This is a genomic window from Actinospineispora eucalypti (genome assembly GCF_039543365.1).
In the GTDB taxonomy this organism is placed as follows: Bacteria; Actinomycetota; Actinomycetes; order Mycobacteriales; family Pseudonocardiaceae; genus Pseudonocardia; species Pseudonocardia eucalypti.
In genome coordinates, this window is sequence record NZ_BAABJP010000015.1 from 417702 (window position 1) to 434957 (window position 17256).

Below are 17256 nucleotides of genomic sequence, written 5' to 3' on the forward strand. Positions count from 1 at the left end.
TTTCTCCGAGGTGAGCAGCATGGACGCAACCGATGTCGTCGACCAGGTGGCGGGCATCGTCGAAGACGTCTTCGACCGGCTCAAGCCACTGCTCGGCGCCGCCGAGGAACTGCTCGCCGAGTCCGCCACCAGCGCCGACCTGCACCGGCTGCGCCCCGAGGTGCTCGGCACGCTGGGTGGCCTGGTGGTCGGCGCCGGCTTCATCGCCGCCCCGCGCGCACTGGCCGACCAGGAGTTCGGCTTCGAGTGGTGGACCACCGCGATCGAGGGCCGGCCCAGCCAGCTGTTCATCAGCCTGGACCCGGCCAGCGACCACTTCCTGGACTACACCCGGCAGTCCTGGTTCACCGTCCCCCGGGACACCGGGCACCGGCACATCACCGGCCCGTACGTGGACTACCTGTGCACCGACGAGTACACGCTCACCTTCACCGTCCCGGTGCGCGGCCGGCGGTCGTTCGACGGGGTGGTCGGGGCGGACGTGTTCGTGGCCGAGTTCGAGCGGGTGGTGGCGCCGGGACTGCGGGCGCTGGTCACCGGCTCCGGCTCCGGCTCCGGACGGGCCGCGCTGGTCAACGCCCAGGGCCGGGTGATCGTTTCCGCGTCGGCCCGGCAGCCCACCGGCTCCCTGGTCCGCGAGCCGGACATCCCGGCCTGGTGGAGCTCCGGCCGGGAGTCACTGGCCCGCCCGGACGCCATGATCCGCCGCTGCGGCGAGGCGCCCATCGCATTGCTGATCACCGCGTAGGCTGGAATTCCCCCTCACGTGGAACGAAAGTGGTGACCGCATGTTCTGGACCATTGTCGGTTGGATCGTCCTGGGTCTGGTGGCCGGTTTCATCGCGCGCGCGGTGGTGCCGGGCAAGGACGACATCGGCATCCTCCGCACGATCGTGCTGGGCGTCGTCGGCTCGGTGGTCGGCGGCTTCCTGTTCGGCCTGTTCACCGCCGGCCTGCGCGGCTTCCACCCCGCCGGCTTCATCGGCTCCATCATCGGCGCGATCATCGTCCTGGTCATCTACAACAAGGTGACCGGCCGCAAGACCCGTCGTTGAGTTCGGCTCGCACACACGTTCTGGCGCTGGCACACGAGCCGCGGTACGTGTGCCAGCGCCGAACGGTGGGTGCCGGCCAGCCCTACGGCTGGGACGCGGCGCGGAGGGCCAGGAGGATGGTGGCCGCCTCCGCCGGCACCGTGGGGTCGTGCGCGGTTAGGTCGGCGAAGCGGCGGAGGCGGTTCAGGACGGTGTTGCGGTGGCAGTACATGCGGGTGGCGACCTCGCCGATTACGCCGCGGGCGGCGTAGTGGCGGACGGTCTCCAGTAGGCGGGCGCGCTCGCTGTCGGAGATTTCGGCGAGGCCCCCGAGGACCGAGTCGACCAGGTCGCCCCGGGCATCCGCCAACCGGGCGGCGGCCAGCGGGACCCAGCTGTCCGCCAGCTCCACCGGGCCGTCCAGCCCGACCCGGCCGTCCAGTCCGGGGCGGCCGTCGCGTCCGGGCTCGCCGCCGGCCGCCGCGCCGGGGTCCGGTTCCGGGTCGCCGAACAGGTCGACGATCTCGCAGGCCAGCCGGGCGCAGCGGGGCAGCGCGGCCAACCCCCGGGCGATCGGGCCGACGCCGCACGGCACACCGGCCAGCGCGGCCCGCACCGGCGCACCCACTCCGCCCTCCCAGCGGGCCAGCAGCACGCTGTGCGGTCCGGTGGACTGGACGTGCACCGGGCGGCCGTCCGCGCCCAGCCGGTCCGCCGCCTGGCGCAGCCGCCGGCCGCCCTCCCCCGGGTCGTTGCGCGCGGCCGCGACCAGCAGGCTGTCCCGGGTGTCCACGCCCAGTGCGACGGCCACCGTGGCGATCTGCTCCGGCGACGGATCGGCGCTGCTCAGCAGCGCGGCGACCAGCATGGTCCGCTCGCCCTGCCGTTCCCGGGCCAGCAGCGCCGCCTCGGCCTGGTATGCCAGCTGGATCTGCGTGGTGTACTCCTCCACCGCCTGCCACACGCTCTCCACCCGGGCCACCAGCAGTGGCTCGTCCGCCGGCGCGGCGCGCTCCCGCAGGGCCGCCCACAGCACCCGGAAGTCCAGCCGCACGGCGGTGAGCAGGTCGTTCAGCGGCACACCCCGGCGCGCCCGGTCCCGGCCGATGGCCGGCCCGATGCCGTCCAGCCAGTCCGGCACCGGGCGACCGGCCAGCCGGCGCAGCAGGTACTGGAAGGTGAGGTCGGCGTCGGCGACCAGGCGCTCGGTGGGCACCACGCCCCGGCGGTACGGGCCGATCGCCCGCACCCGGGCGGTGAACTCGGCGACCAGCACGTCCGCGTCGTCGCGCAGCCGGCCGACCAGGGCCAACCACCTGTCCGAGTTATCACTGGGCATATGCACAATCTATAACGCGCATCTCGTGGGCCGACGGCCTTGAATCCGGCGCACATCCCGCGAATGCTGTGCCGATGCACCTGACGCCACGCGAGCGGGAGCGCCTGCTGCTGCACAGCGGAGCCGATCTGGCCCGGCGCCGGCTGGCCCGGGGCGCACGGCTGGGCGCGCCGGAGGCGATCGCGCTGGTCTGCGACGAGATCTGCGAGCTGGCCTGGGACGACCGGCCCTACGACGAGATCGTGGACCGCGCCCGGCGGCTGGTGAAGCCCGAGCAGCTCATCGACGGCGTGCCGGAGGCGGTGCCGTCGTTGCAGGTGGAGGCGCTGTTCCCGTACGGCAGCGTCCTGGTGCACGTGACCGCCCCGTTCGGCACCACCCGCCCGGACGGCCCCGGGGCGGTGCGGACCGATGACGGCGAGATCGAGCTGGCCCCCGGCCGGGAACGGGCCACGGCGGTGCTGCGCAACACCGGCACCCTGCCCATCTGGGTGTCCTCGCACGTCCCGCTGGACAAGCTCAACCCGGCACTGGCGGTCGAACTGGCCGAGCCGGCGCGGTTCCGGCTGGACCTGGCCGCCGGCACCGCGCTGCGCATCGAGCCGGACAGCGCGCGCCAGGTCCCGGTAGTGAGACTGGGGACCGAATGAAGCGCGCCGAGTACGCCCGGCTGTACGGACCGACCACCGGCGACCGGGTCCGGCTGGCCGACACCGACCTGTGGGTGGAGGTCGAGCACGACGACACCGAGCCGGGCGAGGAGCTGCTCGGCGGCTGCGGCAAGACGGCCCGGCACGGCGCACTGGTCAGCGCGGCCGCCGGCCGGGACTCCAAGCTGGACATGATCATCCTGGGCGTGCTCCTGCTGGACCCGGTGCTGGGCGTGCGCAAGACCAACATCGGCATCAAGGACGGCCGGGTGGTCGGCGTCGGCCGGGCCGGCAACCCCGACGTGCAGCGGGGCGTCGAGCTCGAGGTGGACGCGCACACCGCGATGATCACCGGCGAGGGGCTGATCGCCACGCCGGGCATCGTGGACTCGCACGTGCACCTTTCCAACGCGGAGCTGGCGGCCGCCGGGCTCTCCACCGGGGTGACGACGGTGGTCGGCATGGGCATCGGCGGGGTGTGGGACGTGGGCGCCAACCCCCGGTACAACCTGCACACGCTGATCGAGTCCTGGGCGCACATCCCGATCAACGCGGCGTTCCTGGCCCGGGGCTCCACCACGTCCACCGCACTGCTGGAGACCGCCGTGGAAGCCGGCTGCGGGGGTTACAAGATCCACGAGGACTGGGGCGCCACCCCGCCGGTGATCGACACCTGCTTGGCCGTCGCCGAGCAGGCCGACCTGCCGGTGGCGCTGCACACCGACACGCTGAACGAGTCCGGCTACCTGGCCGACACCCTGGACGCGGTGGGCGGGCGGACGGTGCACGCGTACCACGTGGAGGGCGGCGGCGGGCACCCCGACCTGCTCGGCATCGTCTCCCGGCCGAACGTGCTCACCAGCTCGACCACCCCGACGCTGCCGCTCACCCCCGCCACCATCGCCGAGCTGCACCCGATGACCCTCACCGTGCACCGGGGGCACGCCCACGTGCCCAGCGACGCGGGCATCGCGGCCAGCCGGATCCGCGAGCACGCCATCTCGGCGGAGAACCGGCTGCACGACCAGGGCGCGATCAGCATCATCAACTCCGACTCACTGGGCATGGGCCGGATGGCCGAGACCGCCCGCCGCGCCTGGCAGCTGGCGCACGTGCAGGCCGGACTGGCCGGCGAGGTCGGCCCGGACTTCGCCAACAACGCCCGCGTGCTGCGCTACCTGGCCAAGCTCACCCACAACCCGGCGGTGGCCCACGGCCTGGCGTCCCACGTCGGCTCCATAACACCGGGCAAGCTGGCCGACATCGTGCTCTGGCAACCGGCCTGGTTCGGGGCGCAGCCCGAGCTGGTGATCAAGTCCGGCTTCGTGGCCTGGGGCAACGCCGGCTCGGGGTCCGGCTCCACCCGGCTCACCCAGCCGCGCCGGATGCTGCCGTTCTACGGCGGGCTGGGCGGTGCCCCGGCCCGGCTGTCCCACGTGTTCGTCTCGGCCCACGCCGAGCGCGCCGGCCTCCCGGCCGGCCGCAACTACTCACCCATCGCCGACGCCCGCGGCCTGACCTGCGCGGACATGCTGCACAACACCGCCACACCCCACGTCGAGCTGGCCGGCGAGCCGACCCCGGTCCGCGTGGACGGCCAGGAGATCCCCCTCCACCACGCCCACAATCTCCCCCTCACCCGCCTCCACCACCTGGGGTAACCACCACGCCGATTCAGTCACTTGAGCACGTTGATTCAGTCACTTGAGCACGTTGATTCAGTCACTTCAGCAGTCGGGAGGTCCGGGATGAAAGTCGATCTCGTCATCCGTAACGCGGCTGTGCACACCATGGACGACGCGCACCCGCGCGCCCACACCCTGGCCGTGCACCACGGCCGGGTGTTCGCCCTGGACCCCGACCGCCTGCACGGGGAACGGGAGATCGACGCCCAGGGCGCCACCCTGGTGCCCGGGTTCGGCGACGCCCATAACCACATGGCCTGGTACGGGCAGAGCCTGGACGAGGTGGACCTGACCGGGCTTTCCGACCTGGACACGCTGTACGCCCGGGTGGCCGAGCGCGCGGCCCGGCTCGGGCCGGACGAGTTCGTGATCGGCGCCGGCTACGACCACTCCGCGATCGGCGGCCACCCGCACCGGACCCAGCTGGACCGGGCCGCCGGGGGCCGCCCGGTGGTGCTCAAGCACCGCTCCGGGCACGTCACCACGGTGAACTCCCCGGTCCTCGACCGGCTGGGCGTCCTGAACGGCTCGGCCGAGGTGCCGAAGGGCGGCGTGGTCGTCCGGGACGAGACCGGCGACCCCACCGGCACCCTGGAGGAGCAGGCGCAGAACCTGGTCAACACGCTGCTCGTGCCCTTCCCCACCGAGGACCTGGCCCGGGCCATCGGCAAGGCGTCGGCGGTGTACGCCGCGCAGGGCCTCACCCACGTCACCGAGTGCGGCATCGGCGCCGGCTGGGTCGGCCGCTCGCCGCTGGAGCTGGCCGCCTACCAGCGGGCGCGGGCGTCGGGCGGGCTCAACGTGCGGGTGCAGCTGATGCCCACCATGGACGCGCTGCACCCCGTGCGCGGGCATGCCACGGAAGGGGAGCCGTTCGGCCTGGACCTGGGCGTGTGCACCGGGTTCGGCGACGACCGGGTGCGGATCGGCCCGGTGAAGATCTTCCTGGACGGCTCGCTGGTGGCCCGCACGGCGGCCATGCTGGCGCCGTTCTGCGACCGGCACTCGCACGGTTACCTGCAGGACGACGCCGACGTGCTGCGGGAACGCATCGTCGCCGCGCACGCCACCGGCTGGCGGGTGGCCGCGCACGCCATCGGCGACCGGGCGGTGGATCTCGCGCTGGACATCTTCGACCAGGCCCACCGGGCGCACCCCGGGCCCGACAAACGGCACCGGATCGAGCACGCGGCGGTCACCTCGCCGGACCAGATCGCCCGGATGGCCGCGCTGGGCGTGACGCCCGTGCCGCAGGCCCGGTTCCTGTACGAGATCGGCGACACCATGGCCGAGGCGGTCGGCCCGTCCCGGGCGGATCAGCTCTACCGGCACGCCAGCTTCCTGCGCGCCGGGCTGCGGGTGCCGGGCAGCTCGGACCGCCCGGTGGCCGCCGGGGCGCCCCTGCTCGGCATGCAGTCCATGGTGCTCCGCCGCACGTCGAGCGGGGCGGTGCTCGGCCCGGACGAACGGGTGGACGCGGCCACCGCGCTGCGCGCGTACACCCTGGACGCGGCCTGGATCGCCGGCGAGGAAGGGGTGCGCGGAAGCCTCACCCCGGGCAAGCTGGCCGACTTCGTCCTGCTCGGTGATGACCCCACCGCCGTACCGCCCGACCGCATCGGCGCCATCGACGTGCTCGCCACCTACCTCGGCGGGCAGCGCACCCACGGGAGCGAGCTATGACCACGAACGAGTCCGTCACCGTCACCGATGCCGACGCCCGCAAGGTCGCGTTCGGCGCATTCGTCGGCACCGCACTGGAGTGGTACGACTTCTTCCTCTTCAGTGCTGCCGTCTCGCTGGTGTTCAACACCCAGTTCTTCACCAGCAAGGACATCGTGGTGGCCACCGCCGCCGCGTTCGCCACGTTCGCGGTCGGGTTCGCCGCCCGGCCGCTCGGCGCGGTGATCTTCGGCCACCTGGGCGACCGGATCGGCCGGCGCCGCTGCCTGATCATCACGGTGACGATGATCGGCCTGGTCACCGGGTTGATCGGCCTGCTGCCCAGCTACTTCTCCATCGGGGTGGCGGCGCCGATCCTGCTCACCCTGCTGCGGCTGTTGCAGGGCATCGCGGTGGGCGGCGAGTGGGGCGGCGCGGTGACCCTCGCCGTGGAGCACGCGCCGATCGAGCGGCGGGGCCGGTACGCGGCCATGCCGCAGATCGGTTCGCCGATCGGCACCCTGCTCTCCTCCGGGGCGTTCCTCGCGGTCGGCTACCTGCCCAAGGAGAGCTTCGACTCGTGGGGTTGGCGGCTGCCGTTCCTGGCCGCGTTCCCGCTGCTCTACATCGCGCTCTGGCTGCGCCGCCGGGTCGAGGAGTCGCCGTTGTTCGAGCGGCTGCTCGAGGAGGACGAGCTGGCCAGCGCGCCGGTCCGCGAGGTCGTCACCAAGGCCTGGCTGCAGCTGCTGGTCGGTGCGGGCGCGGCGTTCCTGGGCATCGGCGGCTTCTACCTGTGCACCGCGTTCGTGATCTCCTACGTGAAGAACACGCTCAAGCTGCCCCAGACCCTGGCGCTGAACGCGACGCTGGTCGCGGCGGCCGTGGAGATCCTCATCCTGGTGATCTTCGGCCGGGTGGCCGAGCGGGTCGGCGCGGCCAGGGTCACGCTGGTCGGCGGGCTGGCCTCGGCGCTCGTCGCGTTCCCGGCGTTCTGGCTGATCGACACCAAGAACTCGGCCCTGCTGGTGCTCGGCGTGACCGCCGCGGTGGCCTGCCTGTCGATCCCGTACGCGGTTTCCGGGGCGCTGCTCGCCGAGCTGTTCCCGGCCAAGCTGCGCTACAGCGGCATCGCGCTGTCCTCCAACTCGGCCGGCGTCGTGAGCGGTTTCGTGCCGCTGCTGGCCACCGTGCTTCTGGCCGCCAGCGGTGGCCAGTCCTGGTCGGCGGCGGTCCTGCTCATCGGGATCGCCCTGATCACGGCGTTCTCCGGGGCGATAGCGCCCCGGGTGTCGCTCAGCGAGGACCGGGCCGTGGTGCGCTGAGCGCGGTCAGCCCCGGATGGCGTCGACCGCGCTGAGCACGGCGAGGACGACCAGGATGGCCGCCGTCGCCCGAGTGATCCAGCGCACCGGCACCACCCGGGCCACGCGGTTGCCCCCGAACACCGCGATCGCGGAGACCGCCCACAGCGCGAGCAGGGCACCGATGCCGACGGCGAGCGGGCTTTCGTAGCGCGCGGCCATGGTGGCGGTGATGATCTGCGTCGGGTCGGCGAACTCGGAGAGCACGGTGACCCCGAAGCTGGTCGCCACCACGCTCCAGATCGTGGCCGGCGTGTCCCCGATGTCCGGCTCGTCGTCATCGTCGTCCCCGCGCAGCAGCAGCACCGCGCCGACCAGGAAGACCACCGCGAGGATCGCTTCCAACGGCCGGGTGGGCAGCAGCGCGACCAGGCTCCCGGCCGCGACCGCGACGACCACGTGCACGGCCATGCCGGCGAAGACGCCGATCAGCACCCAACGGGCCGGGAAGCGGGTGCTGAGAACCAGCGTCACCAGACCGCTGGTGTCGACCAGCTCGGCGAGAAAGACGACCGCGAAGGTGATGGCCGCTGCCGTGAGCACGCAGAGACGATGTCCTAAGGACGGGTGGACCGCAACCGCGAGCCGGTTCAGCCGCCGCGGAGCCTGATCTCCACCTCGGGCGCGGGACCGGTGGAACCGGTCAGGTGGGTCCACAGGCGCCCGACGATCGGTTCGAGCAGGCGGGGTCCCAGCTCGCGCAGGACGATGGCCAGCGCCTGGACCTGCTCGGGGGCCTCGCTGGTGGCCACGCCGGCGCCCCGCAGGTCGCGGACCTGGGCGAGGGTGAAGTCGGCCAGCAGGTCGAGCAGCTCGGTGTCCAGCTGGGCCGGGTCGACCAGTGCCCGGCGCAGGTAGGGCAGGTACGAGGGGTGCGCGGCGTACATCCGCGCCACGCTGGCGTCCCGGGCCCGGCCGATCTCGGCCGCGCCGCCCTCCTTCGGCACGTCGTCCAGCGCCTGGCGCAGCAGCTCCAGCATGTGCTGCTGGACCGCGCGGCGCAGGCCGTCCTTGTTGCTGAAGTGGTGCACCACCAGGCCGTGCGTCACCCCGGCGGCCTGGGCCACCTCGCGCAGGGTCGTGTTGGCGTCGCCCTGGGCGGCGTGCAGGGCGAAGGCGGCGTTGCGGATGCGCGCCTTGGCGGTGAGGTCACCATCCACCGCCCAGCGGCTCGTGGTGTCGCTGACCATGCCGTAACCCTACTCGCGCACCCAGTGTATTGACCAGATGGATAGTCATTCGTACAGTTGGTCAGCATGAGCCAACGAGCGGTGGTCGCGGGCGTCGGCATGGTGCCGTTCGCCACGCCGAGCAGGAGCGAGACCTACGACGTGCTGGCCGAGGGCGCGGTCCGGGCGGCACTGGGGGACGCCGGGATCACGCTCGACCAGGTGCGGCAGGCCTACGCCGGCTACGTGTACGGCGACTCGACCTGCGGCCAGAACGGGCTCTACCGGGTCGGCATGACCGGTGTGCCGGTGATCAACGTGAACAACAACTGCTCCACCGGCTCCTCGGCGCTGTACCTGGCCCGGCAGGCGGTGGCGTCGGGGGCGGTGGACTGCGCGCTGGCGTTCGGGTTCGAGCAGATGCAGCGCGGCGCCCTCAGGGCGCACTGGGAGGACCGGCCGAGCGCGTTCACCCGCTTCGAAGAGGTGTCCACGGCGGCCGACGGAGACGCCGGCGCCGTGCCGATGGCGCCGCGCTACTTCGGCGGGGCCGGCGCGGCCTACTGCGAGCGCCACGGGATGGACCCGAAGGTGTTCGCCCAGATCGCGGTCAAGGCCCGCAAGCATGCCGCGAACAACCCGTACGCGGTGTTCACCGACCCGGTGACCGTGGAGGACGTGCTCGACTCGCCGCGCATCTACGGGCCGCTGACCCGCCTGCAGTGCTGCCCGCCGACCTGCGGCTCGGCGGCCGCGGTGGTGGTGAGCGAGGAGTTCGCCCGCAAGCACGGCCTGCGCGCCGACGTGGCGATCGCCGCGCAGGAGCTGACCACCGACACCCCGGAAAGCTTCGACGGCGACCTGATCAACCTGGTCGGCTACGAGATGACCAGGGCCGCCGCCCGTCGCGTCTACGAGTCGGCCGGGGTGTCCCCGGAGGACATCCGCGTGGTGGAGCTGCACGACTGCTTCACCGTGAACGAGCTGCTCTGCTACGAGGCGTTGGAGCTGACGCCCGAGGGCACCTCGGAGAAGTTCATCACCGACGGGGACAACACCTACGGCGGCCGGGTGGTGACCAACCCGTCCGGCGGGCTGCTCTCCAAGGGCCACCCACTCGGCGCGACCGGGCTGGCGCAGTGCGCGGAGCTGGTCTGGCAGCTGCGCGGGGAGGCCGGCCCGCGCCAGGTCGAGGACATCAACGTCGCGTTGCAGCACAACATCGGCCTCGGCGGTGCCGCCGTGGTCACGCTCTACGAGAAGGTCCGCTGAGCATGAGCTACCGATCCCCCTGGCTGACCGAGGAGCTCGACCAGCTGCGCGACCTCACGCGCACCTTCCTGGCCAAGGAGTCCGCTCCGCACCACGAGCGCTGGGCCGAGCAGGGCGCGGTCGACCGGGAGTTCTGGAACCGGGCCGGTGAGCTGGGCCTGCTGTGCATCAGCTGCCCCGAGGAGTACGGCGGCGGGGGCGGCAGCTTCGCGCACGAGGCGGTGGTCCTGGAGGAGCAGGCCCGCATCGCCGACGACTGCTGGGCCTACCCGGTGCACAGCACGATCGTCGCCCACTACGTCAACGCCTACGCCGACCAGGAGCAGAAGCGGCGCTGGCTGCCCAAGCTGGCCAGCGGCGAGTACGTCGGCGCCATCGCGATGACCGAACCGGGCACCGGCAGCGACCTGCAGAGCATCCGCACCACCGCCCGCCGCGACGGCGAGGACTACGTGGTCAACGGGTCCAAGACGTTCATCACCAACGGCACCCACTGCGACCTGCTGATCATCGTCGCGCGCACCGGGGACGCCCCCGGTGGCAAGGGGATCTCGCTGCTCGTCGCGGAGACCCGCGACCTGCCCGGATTCCAGCGCGGCCGGGTGCTGCGGAAGATCGGCGGCAAGGGCATGGACACCCGCGAGCTGGCGTTCACCGACATGCGGGTGCCGGTGGCCAACCTGCTCGGCGACCGGGAGGGCCAGGGCTTCGCGCAGCTCATGACCCAGTTGCCGCAGGAGCGGCTGGCCATCGCGGTCGGCGCGGTGGCCTCGGCCGAGCACGCGGTGGACCTCGCGGTCGCCTACGCCAAGGAGCGCACCGCGTTCGGGGAGAACCTGCTCGGCTTCCAGAACACCCGGTTCGTGCTGGCCGAGTGCCGCACCGAGGCGTTCGCGCTGCGCACGTTCGTCGACCACTGCATCGGCGCGCACGTTCGGGGCGAGCTGGACGCGGCCACCGCCTCGATGGCCAAGTACCTGGCCACCGACAAGCAGGTGGAGATCACCAGCCGCTGCCTGCAGATCTTCGGCGGCTACGGCTACATGCTCGAGTACCCCATCGCCCGCATGTACGCGGCCGCCCGGGTCCAGCAGATCTACGGCGGCACCAACGAGATCATGAAAGAACTCATCGCCCGCACCCTCTGACCGGCGCAGTACCCCGCGCTTCGGCCACGCACGGTGACGGTCGGGCAGGCGTCCCGTGGCGCTATCCCTGCCACGCTGCGCAACCGAGCGCGGCCCGGGGCGCGAACCGAACGCCACCGGCGGCACCCGAGCCGCGGAAGACCACCCAACCGGCGCCGTCCAAGCGATCTCTTGAACCGGCACCGCGCACAACCGTCAACGAGACGCGGATGCCGCTGAGACGCCGCCACTCCCCGGCGGGCCTCACAACCAGCCGGGGACCACGAAGACCAGCCAGGTGATCACCGGGCCGACCGCGACCATGGAGAAGCCCCAGGCCATCAGCCGGCGGTAGACGTAGTCGCGCTTCTCCTCCGGCGAGGACGCCACGACCAGCGCGCCGGAGGTGGAGAACGGGCTGGAGTCCACGACGGAGGCGGAGATGGCCAGCGCGGTGATCAGGCCGACCGCGCCGATGTGGCCGGCCATCAGGAACGGCACGGCCAGCGGGATCAGCGCGCCGAGGATGCCGGTGGTGGACGCGAACGCGGACACCGCCCCGCCGATGTAGCAGATCACCAGCGCGGCCAGCAGCGGGACGCCGATCAGCGCCACCTGCTGGCCGAGGAACTTGATGGTGCCGATCTCCTGCATCAGGTTGACGTAGGTGACGATGCCGCAGACCAGCAGCACGGTCGGCCAGGCCACCTGGGCCACCGCGCCCTTGTAGGTCTGGGGCGCGAGCAGGGACAGCACCACGGCGGCGGTGATCGCCAGCAGCCCGATGTCCAGGCCGAAGGCCAGCGCGCCGACCGCCAGCGCGGCCAGCACCAACAGGGTGAGCGCCCGGTTCAGGTTGAGCGTGCCGACGTCTCCAGCCGCGTCGTCGAAGGACGCCCCGGTGGCCCCGGTGGTCTGCGGCCGCGCACTGCCCGGCCCGCCGCCCGGCGCGACCCCGTCCTCCGCCGCTCCCACCGCGGCGGGTTCCGGAGTGGCCTGGCGGCCGAGCAGCTCCCGCCCGCCGAACAGGAAGAACACCACGCCGTTGAGCAGCACGTTGAAGATCAGGCTGCCCAGGAACAGGGTGAGCGGGCTGCCCGGCAGGCCGCTCTTGGCCACCACGCCGTTGGTGATCACGCCGAAGATGGACAGCGGGGAGAACCCGCCGGCGCTGGCACCGTTGATCACCGAAAGACCCATCAGGACCGGGTTGATCCGGTGCCGCAGCGCGAAGCTCAGCGCCACCGGCGCGATGATCGCCACCGCCGCCGGGACCACCGCGCCCACCGAGGTCAGCACCCCGGTGATGGCGAACATGATCCACGGGATGAGTGCGATCCGCCCGCGCACGCCGCGCACCGCGACGTGCACCAGCCAGTCCACCGTGCCGTTCGCCCTGGCGATGGCGAACAGGAACGTGACGCCGACCAGCACCACGAACAGGCTGCCGGGGAACTCCGCGAATATCTTGTCGGCGATGTCGTCCGGGGCGCCGTCCAGCACGAACGAGCCGACGACGAAGGCGGCGACCAGGCAGATCGCGCCGAGGTTGATCGGTAGCAGGGTGGCTAGGGCGAAAGCGGCGACCAGTAGCAGGATCGCGATCACATGGACGGACACGGCGACTTCCTCCCGGCGGACGTTGGCGGGGGTGCGCTTCAGCAGTAAATTTCCGTATTGCGGAATCTGACTTTCATGTGAGTAGTATGCTACTGAAATCCCCTCTCCGGTCAAGGAGGACTTGTGGCGGCTACCGGCGGGCGACACTTCCTACAGATTCCCGGCCCGACCAACGTGCCCGACCGGGTGCTGCGGGCGATGGCCGCACCCACCATCGACCATCGAGGGCCGGAGTTCGCCGAACTGGTCCGCGAGCTGCTGCCCGCGTTGGGACCGGTGTTCGGCACCACCCGTCCGGTGGTGGTCTACCCGTCATCCGGCACCGGGGCGTGGGAGGCGGCGCTGGTCAACACGCTGTCCCCGGGTGACCGGGTGCTGGCCAGCGAGACCGGCCACTTCGCCACGCTGTGGACCGAGCTGGCCGGCCGGCTGGGCCTGGACGTGGACATGATCCCCGGCGACTGGCGGCACGGCGCCGACCCGGCCGCCATCTCCGAACGCCTGCGCGCCGACACCGGCCACGCGATCAAGGCGGTCTGCGTGGTGCACAACGAGACCTCCACCGGCGTGACCAGCCGCATCCCCGAGTTGCGCGCCGCTCTGGATTCGGCCGCGCACCCGGCGCTGCTCCTGGTGGACACCATCTCCTCGCTGGCCTCCATCGACTACCGGCACGACGAGTGGGGCGTCGACGTCACCGTCGCCGGTTCGCAGAAGGGGCTGATGCTGCCGCCGGGGCTGGGCTTCACCGCGGTCAGCGACAAGGCGCTGCACGCGCACCGGGAGACCGCCGGCCTGCCCCGGGCCTACTGGGACTGGACCCCGATCCTGGCCGCCAACGGAGGCGGCTACTACCCCTACACGCCGGCCACCAACCTGCTCTACGGGCTGCGCGAGGCGCTGGCCATGCTGGCCGAGGAGGGCCTGTCGGCGGTGTTCGCCCGCCACCAGCGGCACGCGGCGGCCACCCGGGCCGCCGTTCGGTCGTGGGGGCTGGAGGTGCTCTGCGCCGACGAGCGGGAGCACTCCGGTTCGCTCACCGCCGTGCTGCTGCCCGAGGGGCAGGACGCGGACGCGGTGCGCCGGGTGATCCTGGACCGGTTCGACATGTCGCTGGGCACCGGGCTGGGCCGGCTGGCCGGCAAGGTGTTCCGCATCGGGCACCTCGGCCACTTCAACGACCTGAGCCTGGCCGGCACGCTGGCCGGGGTGCAGATGGGCCTGCAGCTGGCCGGGGTGCCGATCAAGCCGGGCGGGGTGGAAGCCGCGCTGGAGCTGCTGAAGTGACCTCCTTGCAGACGGCGCTGGCCCGCGAACTGGCCGGTGAGGTGGCCTTCGACGAGTACACCCGCCACCTCTACGCCCGCGACGCCAGCATGTACTCGATCACCCCGCGCGGCGTGGTCGCGCCGAGGGACGCCGACGACGTGGTCGCCGCCGTCACGCTGGCCGCCGAGCACGGCGTCCCGGTGCTCCCCCGGGGCGCCGGCACCAGCCTGGCCGGGCAGACGGTGGGCGACGCGCTGGTGCTGGACTTCTCCCGCCACATGGCCGAGATCGTCGACCTGGACCCGGAGACCCGGACCGCGCGGGTGCAGCCCGGCGTGGTGCAGGACCAGCTGAACCGAGCGGCCGCTCGGTACAGCCTGATGTTCGGCCCCGACACCTCCACCTCCAACCGGGCCACGCTGGGCGGGATGATCGGCAACAACTCGGCCGGCAGCGGTTCGGTGCGCTACGGCATGACCATCGACCACGTTCAGGCGCTGGACGTGGTGCTCTCGGACGCCACCCGCGCGCGGTTCGGCCCGGTGTCTCCGGCCGAAGTGGCGGCGCGGGCCGCCGGTTCCACCCGCGAGGCGATGATCTACCGCGAGCTGCCCGCGCTGGTGGCCGCGCACGCCGAAGTGATCGACACCGACTTCCCCGGCTTCTGGCGGCGCGCCGGGGGTTACCGCCTGGACCGGCTCGCTCGGCCGGACACGCCGTTCGACCTGGCCAAGTTCGTGGTCGGCGCGGAAGGCACGCTGGTCGTGGTCACCGAGGCGACCGTCGGCCTGGTGCCCAAGCCGCCGCACACGGTGATCGCGGTGGGGCACTTCCGCTCCACCCAGGCGGCGATCTCCGCCACCGGGGACGCGCTGGCCTGCGACCCGGCCGCCGTCGAGCTGATGGACCGGACCATCCTGGACCTGTCCCGGCAGAAGATCGAGTACGCCGCGCTGGGCGAGATCCTGCACGACGACCCGGACGCCCTGCTGTTCGTCTCGTTCAGCGGCGACGACCGGTCCGCGCTGCTGCGCCAGCTGGACGAGCTCACCGAGCTGTGGGCCGAGCACGGGCACGGGTACCACACCCTGCGCGCGGAGACCCCGACCCAGCAGTCGGCGCTGCTGAAGGTGCGCAAGTCAGGGCTGGGCCTGCTGATGGCGGCGAGCACCGGCAGCAACCGGCCGCTGGCCTTCGTGGAGGACACCGCCGTGCCGCCGGCCCGGCTGGCCGAGTACACCGCGCGGTTCGCCGAGGTGCTGGACCGGCACGGCATGCGCGCCGGGTTCTACGGCCACTGCTCGGTCGGCTGCCTGCACATCCGGCCGTTCGTGGACCTTTCTCGGCCGGACGAGGTGGCCCGGATGCGGTCGGTGGCGGAGGAGATCCGGGACCTGGTGGTGGAGTTCGGCGGCGCCAACTCCTCCGAGCACGGCGACGGGCTGGCCCGCAGCGAGTTCAACCGGCGGCTGTTCGGCGACCGCTTGTACGAGGCGATGCGGCAGGTCAAACGGATCTTCGACCCGGACAACCTGATGAACCCGGGCAAGATCGTGGACGCGCCGGCGATGACCGAGAACCTGCGGGACGCGCTGTTGCGGGAGGCGAAACCACTGCCCACCGCGCTGGACCTGACCGTGCTGGCCGGAGGCTCCGACGGCATGCGGGGCGCGGCCGACCGGTGCATGAACATCGGCCTCTGCCGCAAGACCGACGCCGGCGTGATGTGCCCGTCCTACCAGGCCACCCTGCGCGAACAGGATTCCACCCGAGGCCGGGCCAACGCCCTGGTCAAGGCCCTCTCCTCGCCAGACCCGCTGGCCGGGCTGGCCGACGAACGCCTGCACGAGGTCCTGGATCTGTGCCTGATGTGCAAGGCCTGCAAGAGCGAATGCCCCCTGTCCGTGGACATGGCCACCCTCAAAGCCGAAACCCTCCACCAGACCCACCAAACCCGGGGCGTCCCCCTACGCTCCCGCCTCTTCGCCGCCATCCGCACCCTCAACCGCTGGGGCTCGGCCGTCCCCACCCTGGCCAACCTCCCGGCCCGCCTGCCGGCGGCCCGCCGCCTCCTGGGCCTGGCCCCGGACCGCCCCCTCCCCACGTTCACCCGGCGGACGCTCCCCCGCTGGCACCACACCCGCCCCCAACCCGGCGAGTCGGCACTTCCATCAGCGCGAGTCGGCGTTTCCAGCACACCGAGCCGGCGCTCCCGGCCCACCGAACCGCCCGCCCCGCGCGGCACACTCACCTGGCTGGCCGACTCCTTCACCTCCTACACCGAGCCGGCGGTGGGCATAGCCGCGATCGAGCTGCTGGAGCGGGCCGGCTGGCGGGTGAACCTGGCCGACACCGGCTGCTGCGGGCGAGCCGCGTTCTCCAAGGGCCTGCTGGACAAGGCGCGCAAGCAGGCCACCGGACTGGTCGAAGCCCTGCGCCGCACCCAGGGACCGATCGTCGGCGCGGAGCCGTCCTGCCTGCTCACCCTGCGCGACGAACACCGCGCGCTGCTCGGCGCCGACCACCCGGGAGTCGCTGAGGTGGCCGGACGGGCGGTCCTGGTGGAGGAGCTGCTGGTGGAGGCGATCGACGACGGATCGCTGCGGTTGCGCGAGGACGCCTGGCCGGCCGGCGCGCGGATCCTGTTCCACGGGCACTGCCACCAGAAGGCCGAGGTCGGCACGGCGGCCACGGTGGCGCTGCTGCGCCGCATCCCGGGCGCCGAGGTGGTCGAGCTGGACGCCGGCTGCTGCGGCATGGCCGGCTCGTTCGGCTTCGAGGCCGAGCACTACGAGACCTCGATGCGGATCGGCGAGAACCGCCTGTTCCCCGCCGTGCGCGCCGAACCTCCGGACACCCTGGTCGCCGCCACCGGCGTCTCCTGCCGGCAACAGATCGATCACGGCACCACCCGCCGCGCCCACCACCCGGTAGAACTCATCCGCGCCGCCCTCCCCTAACCCCATATCGCTACCCCACGCACCTCATGTCGCGGTCTTCACCAGCGCATGTCGCGGATTCCGCCTGGGTGAAACCCGCGACACGCACTGGGCAAACCCGCGATATGC

Annotated in this window: 14 protein-coding genes; 10 read left to right on the forward strand and 4 right to left on the reverse strand. The window is 72.3% G+C overall.

Translation table 11 applies throughout. From position 1 onward, the window contains the following. The first annotated feature begins 19 nt into the window (after positions 1 to 19). The gene (locus ABEB12_RS18060; RefSeq protein WP_185059260.1) at positions 20 to 748 is read left to right on the forward strand and encodes a PDC sensor domain-containing protein; all 729 of its coding nucleotides are present in this window, start codon (positions 20 to 22) and stop codon (positions 746 to 748) included. A 40-nt stretch (positions 749 to 788) separates the two neighbouring features. After that, complete coding sequence (locus ABEB12_RS18065; RefSeq protein WP_185059259.1) at positions 789 to 1055, forward strand: GlsB/YeaQ/YmgE family stress response membrane protein; 267 nt, start codon at positions 789 to 791, stop codon at positions 1053 to 1055. An 82-nt stretch (positions 1056 to 1137) separates the two neighbouring features. Here the strand turns inward: ABEB12_RS18065 and ABEB12_RS18070 are convergent, their stop codons facing one another. Further along, complete coding sequence (locus ABEB12_RS18070) at positions 1138 to 2373, reverse strand: helix-turn-helix domain-containing protein (protein WP_185059258.1); 1236 nt, start codon at positions 2371 to 2373, stop codon at positions 1138 to 1140. A gap of 74 nt (positions 2374 to 2447) precedes the next feature. Between ABEB12_RS18070 and ABEB12_RS18075 the strand changes: the two genes are divergently transcribed. The 4 genes from ABEB12_RS18075 (at position 2448) to ABEB12_RS18090 (ending at position 7692) form a co-directional block, all read left to right on the forward strand. After that, positions 2448 to 3023, forward strand: coding sequence for an urease subunit gamma (locus tag ABEB12_RS18075; protein ID WP_185059257.1), 576 nt, complete (start codon positions 2448 to 2450; stop codon positions 3021 to 3023). Continuing rightward, positions 3020 to 4684, forward strand: coding sequence for an urease subunit alpha (locus tag ABEB12_RS18080; RefSeq protein ID WP_185059256.1), 1665 nt, complete (start codon positions 3020 to 3022; stop codon positions 4682 to 4684). The genes ABEB12_RS18075 and ABEB12_RS18080 overlap by 4 nt, the downstream gene beginning before the upstream one ends. Positions 4685 to 4771: 87 nt before the next feature. Continuing rightward, positions 4772 to 6391: an amidohydrolase family protein gene (locus tag ABEB12_RS18085; protein WP_185059255.1), complete on the forward strand. Its 1620-nt coding sequence runs from the start codon at positions 4772 to 4774 to the stop codon at positions 6389 to 6391. After that, complete coding sequence (locus ABEB12_RS18090) at positions 6388 to 7692, forward strand: MFS transporter (protein WP_185059254.1); 1305 nt, start codon at positions 6388 to 6390, stop codon at positions 7690 to 7692. Before ABEB12_RS18085 ends, ABEB12_RS18090 begins: the two co-directional genes overlap by 4 nt. A gap of 6 nt (positions 7693 to 7698) precedes the next feature. On the opposite strand, the gene ABEB12_RS18095 is transcribed toward ABEB12_RS18090, so the two are convergent. After that, complete coding sequence (locus ABEB12_RS18095) at positions 7699 to 8274, reverse strand: TMEM165/GDT1 family protein (RefSeq protein WP_185059253.1); 576 nt, start codon at positions 8272 to 8274, stop codon at positions 7699 to 7701. A 47-nt stretch (positions 8275 to 8321) separates the two neighbouring features. Further along, positions 8322 to 8921, reverse strand: coding sequence for a TetR family transcriptional regulator (locus ABEB12_RS18100; protein ID WP_185059252.1), 600 nt, complete (start codon positions 8919 to 8921; stop codon positions 8322 to 8324). 66 nt (positions 8922 to 8987) lie between these two features. Between ABEB12_RS18100 and ABEB12_RS18105 the strand changes: the two genes are divergently transcribed. Beyond that, a complete protein-coding gene (locus ABEB12_RS18105; RefSeq protein ID WP_185059251.1) occupies positions 8988 to 10172 on the forward strand; it encodes a thiolase C-terminal domain-containing protein in 1185 nt (394 codons plus the stop codon). A 2-nt stretch (positions 10173 to 10174) separates the two neighbouring features. Next, on the forward strand, positions 10175 to 11320 hold the full coding sequence (locus tag ABEB12_RS18110) for an acyl-CoA dehydrogenase family protein (RefSeq protein ID WP_185059250.1): 1146 nt from the start codon (positions 10175 to 10177) through the stop codon (positions 11318 to 11320). 243 nt (positions 11321 to 11563) lie between these two features. Here ABEB12_RS18110 and ABEB12_RS18115 read toward each other — a convergent pair whose 3' ends face one another. Continuing rightward, entirely contained in the window at positions 11564 to 12919 is a 1356-nt protein-coding gene (locus ABEB12_RS18115; RefSeq protein ID WP_185059249.1) for an SLC13 family permease, read from the reverse strand. 123 nt (positions 12920 to 13042) lie between these two features. Between ABEB12_RS18115 and ABEB12_RS18120 the strand changes: the two genes are divergently transcribed. Next, positions 13043 to 14206 carry an aminotransferase class V-fold PLP-dependent enzyme gene (locus ABEB12_RS18120; RefSeq protein WP_185059248.1) on the forward strand — a complete coding sequence of 388 codons (1164 nt, stop codon included), beginning with the start codon at positions 13043 to 13045 and terminating at the stop codon, positions 14204 to 14206. Next, complete coding sequence (locus tag ABEB12_RS18125; RefSeq protein ID WP_345702910.1) at positions 14203 to 17148, forward strand: FAD-binding and (Fe-S)-binding domain-containing protein; 2946 nt, start codon at positions 14203 to 14205, stop codon at positions 17146 to 17148. Before ABEB12_RS18120 ends, ABEB12_RS18125 begins: the two co-directional genes overlap by 4 nt. Positions 17149 to 17256 lie beyond the last annotated feature (108 nt).

Excerpts from the sequence above, each read along its gene's own strand:
- ABEB12_RS18075 (WP_185059257.1), top strand. The coding sequence starts at position 2,448 with ATGCACCTGACGCCACGCGAGCGGGAGCGCCTGCTGCTGCACAGCGGA.
- ABEB12_RS18080 (WP_185059256.1), top strand. The coding sequence starts at position 3,020 with ATGAAGCGCGCCGAGTACGCCCGGCTGTACGGACCGACCACCGGCGAC.
- ABEB12_RS18100 (WP_185059252.1), bottom strand. The coding sequence starts at position 8,921 with ATGGTCAGCGACACCACGAGCCGCTGGGCGGTGGATGGTGACCTCACC.
- ABEB12_RS18065 (WP_185059259.1), top strand. The coding sequence starts at position 789 with ATGTTCTGGACCATTGTCGGTTGGATCGTCCTGGGTCTGGTGGCCGGT.
- ABEB12_RS18105 (WP_185059251.1), top strand. The coding sequence starts at position 8,988 with ATGAGCCAACGAGCGGTGGTCGCGGGCGTCGGCATGGTGCCGTTCGCC.
- ABEB12_RS18090 (WP_185059254.1), top strand. The coding sequence starts at position 6,388 with ATGACCACGAACGAGTCCGTCACCGTCACCGATGCCGACGCCCGCAAG.
- ABEB12_RS18085 (WP_185059255.1), top strand. The coding sequence starts at position 4,772 with ATGAAAGTCGATCTCGTCATCCGTAACGCGGCTGTGCACACCATGGAC.
- ABEB12_RS18070 (WP_185059258.1), bottom strand. The coding sequence starts at position 2,373 with ATGCCCAGTGATAACTCGGACAGGTGGTTGGCCCTGGTCGGCCGGCTG.
- ABEB12_RS18060 (WP_185059260.1), top strand. The coding sequence starts at position 20 with ATGGACGCAACCGATGTCGTCGACCAGGTGGCGGGCATCGTCGAAGAC.
- ABEB12_RS18110 (WP_185059250.1), top strand. The coding sequence starts at position 10,175 with ATGAGCTACCGATCCCCCTGGCTGACCGAGGAGCTCGACCAGCTGCGC.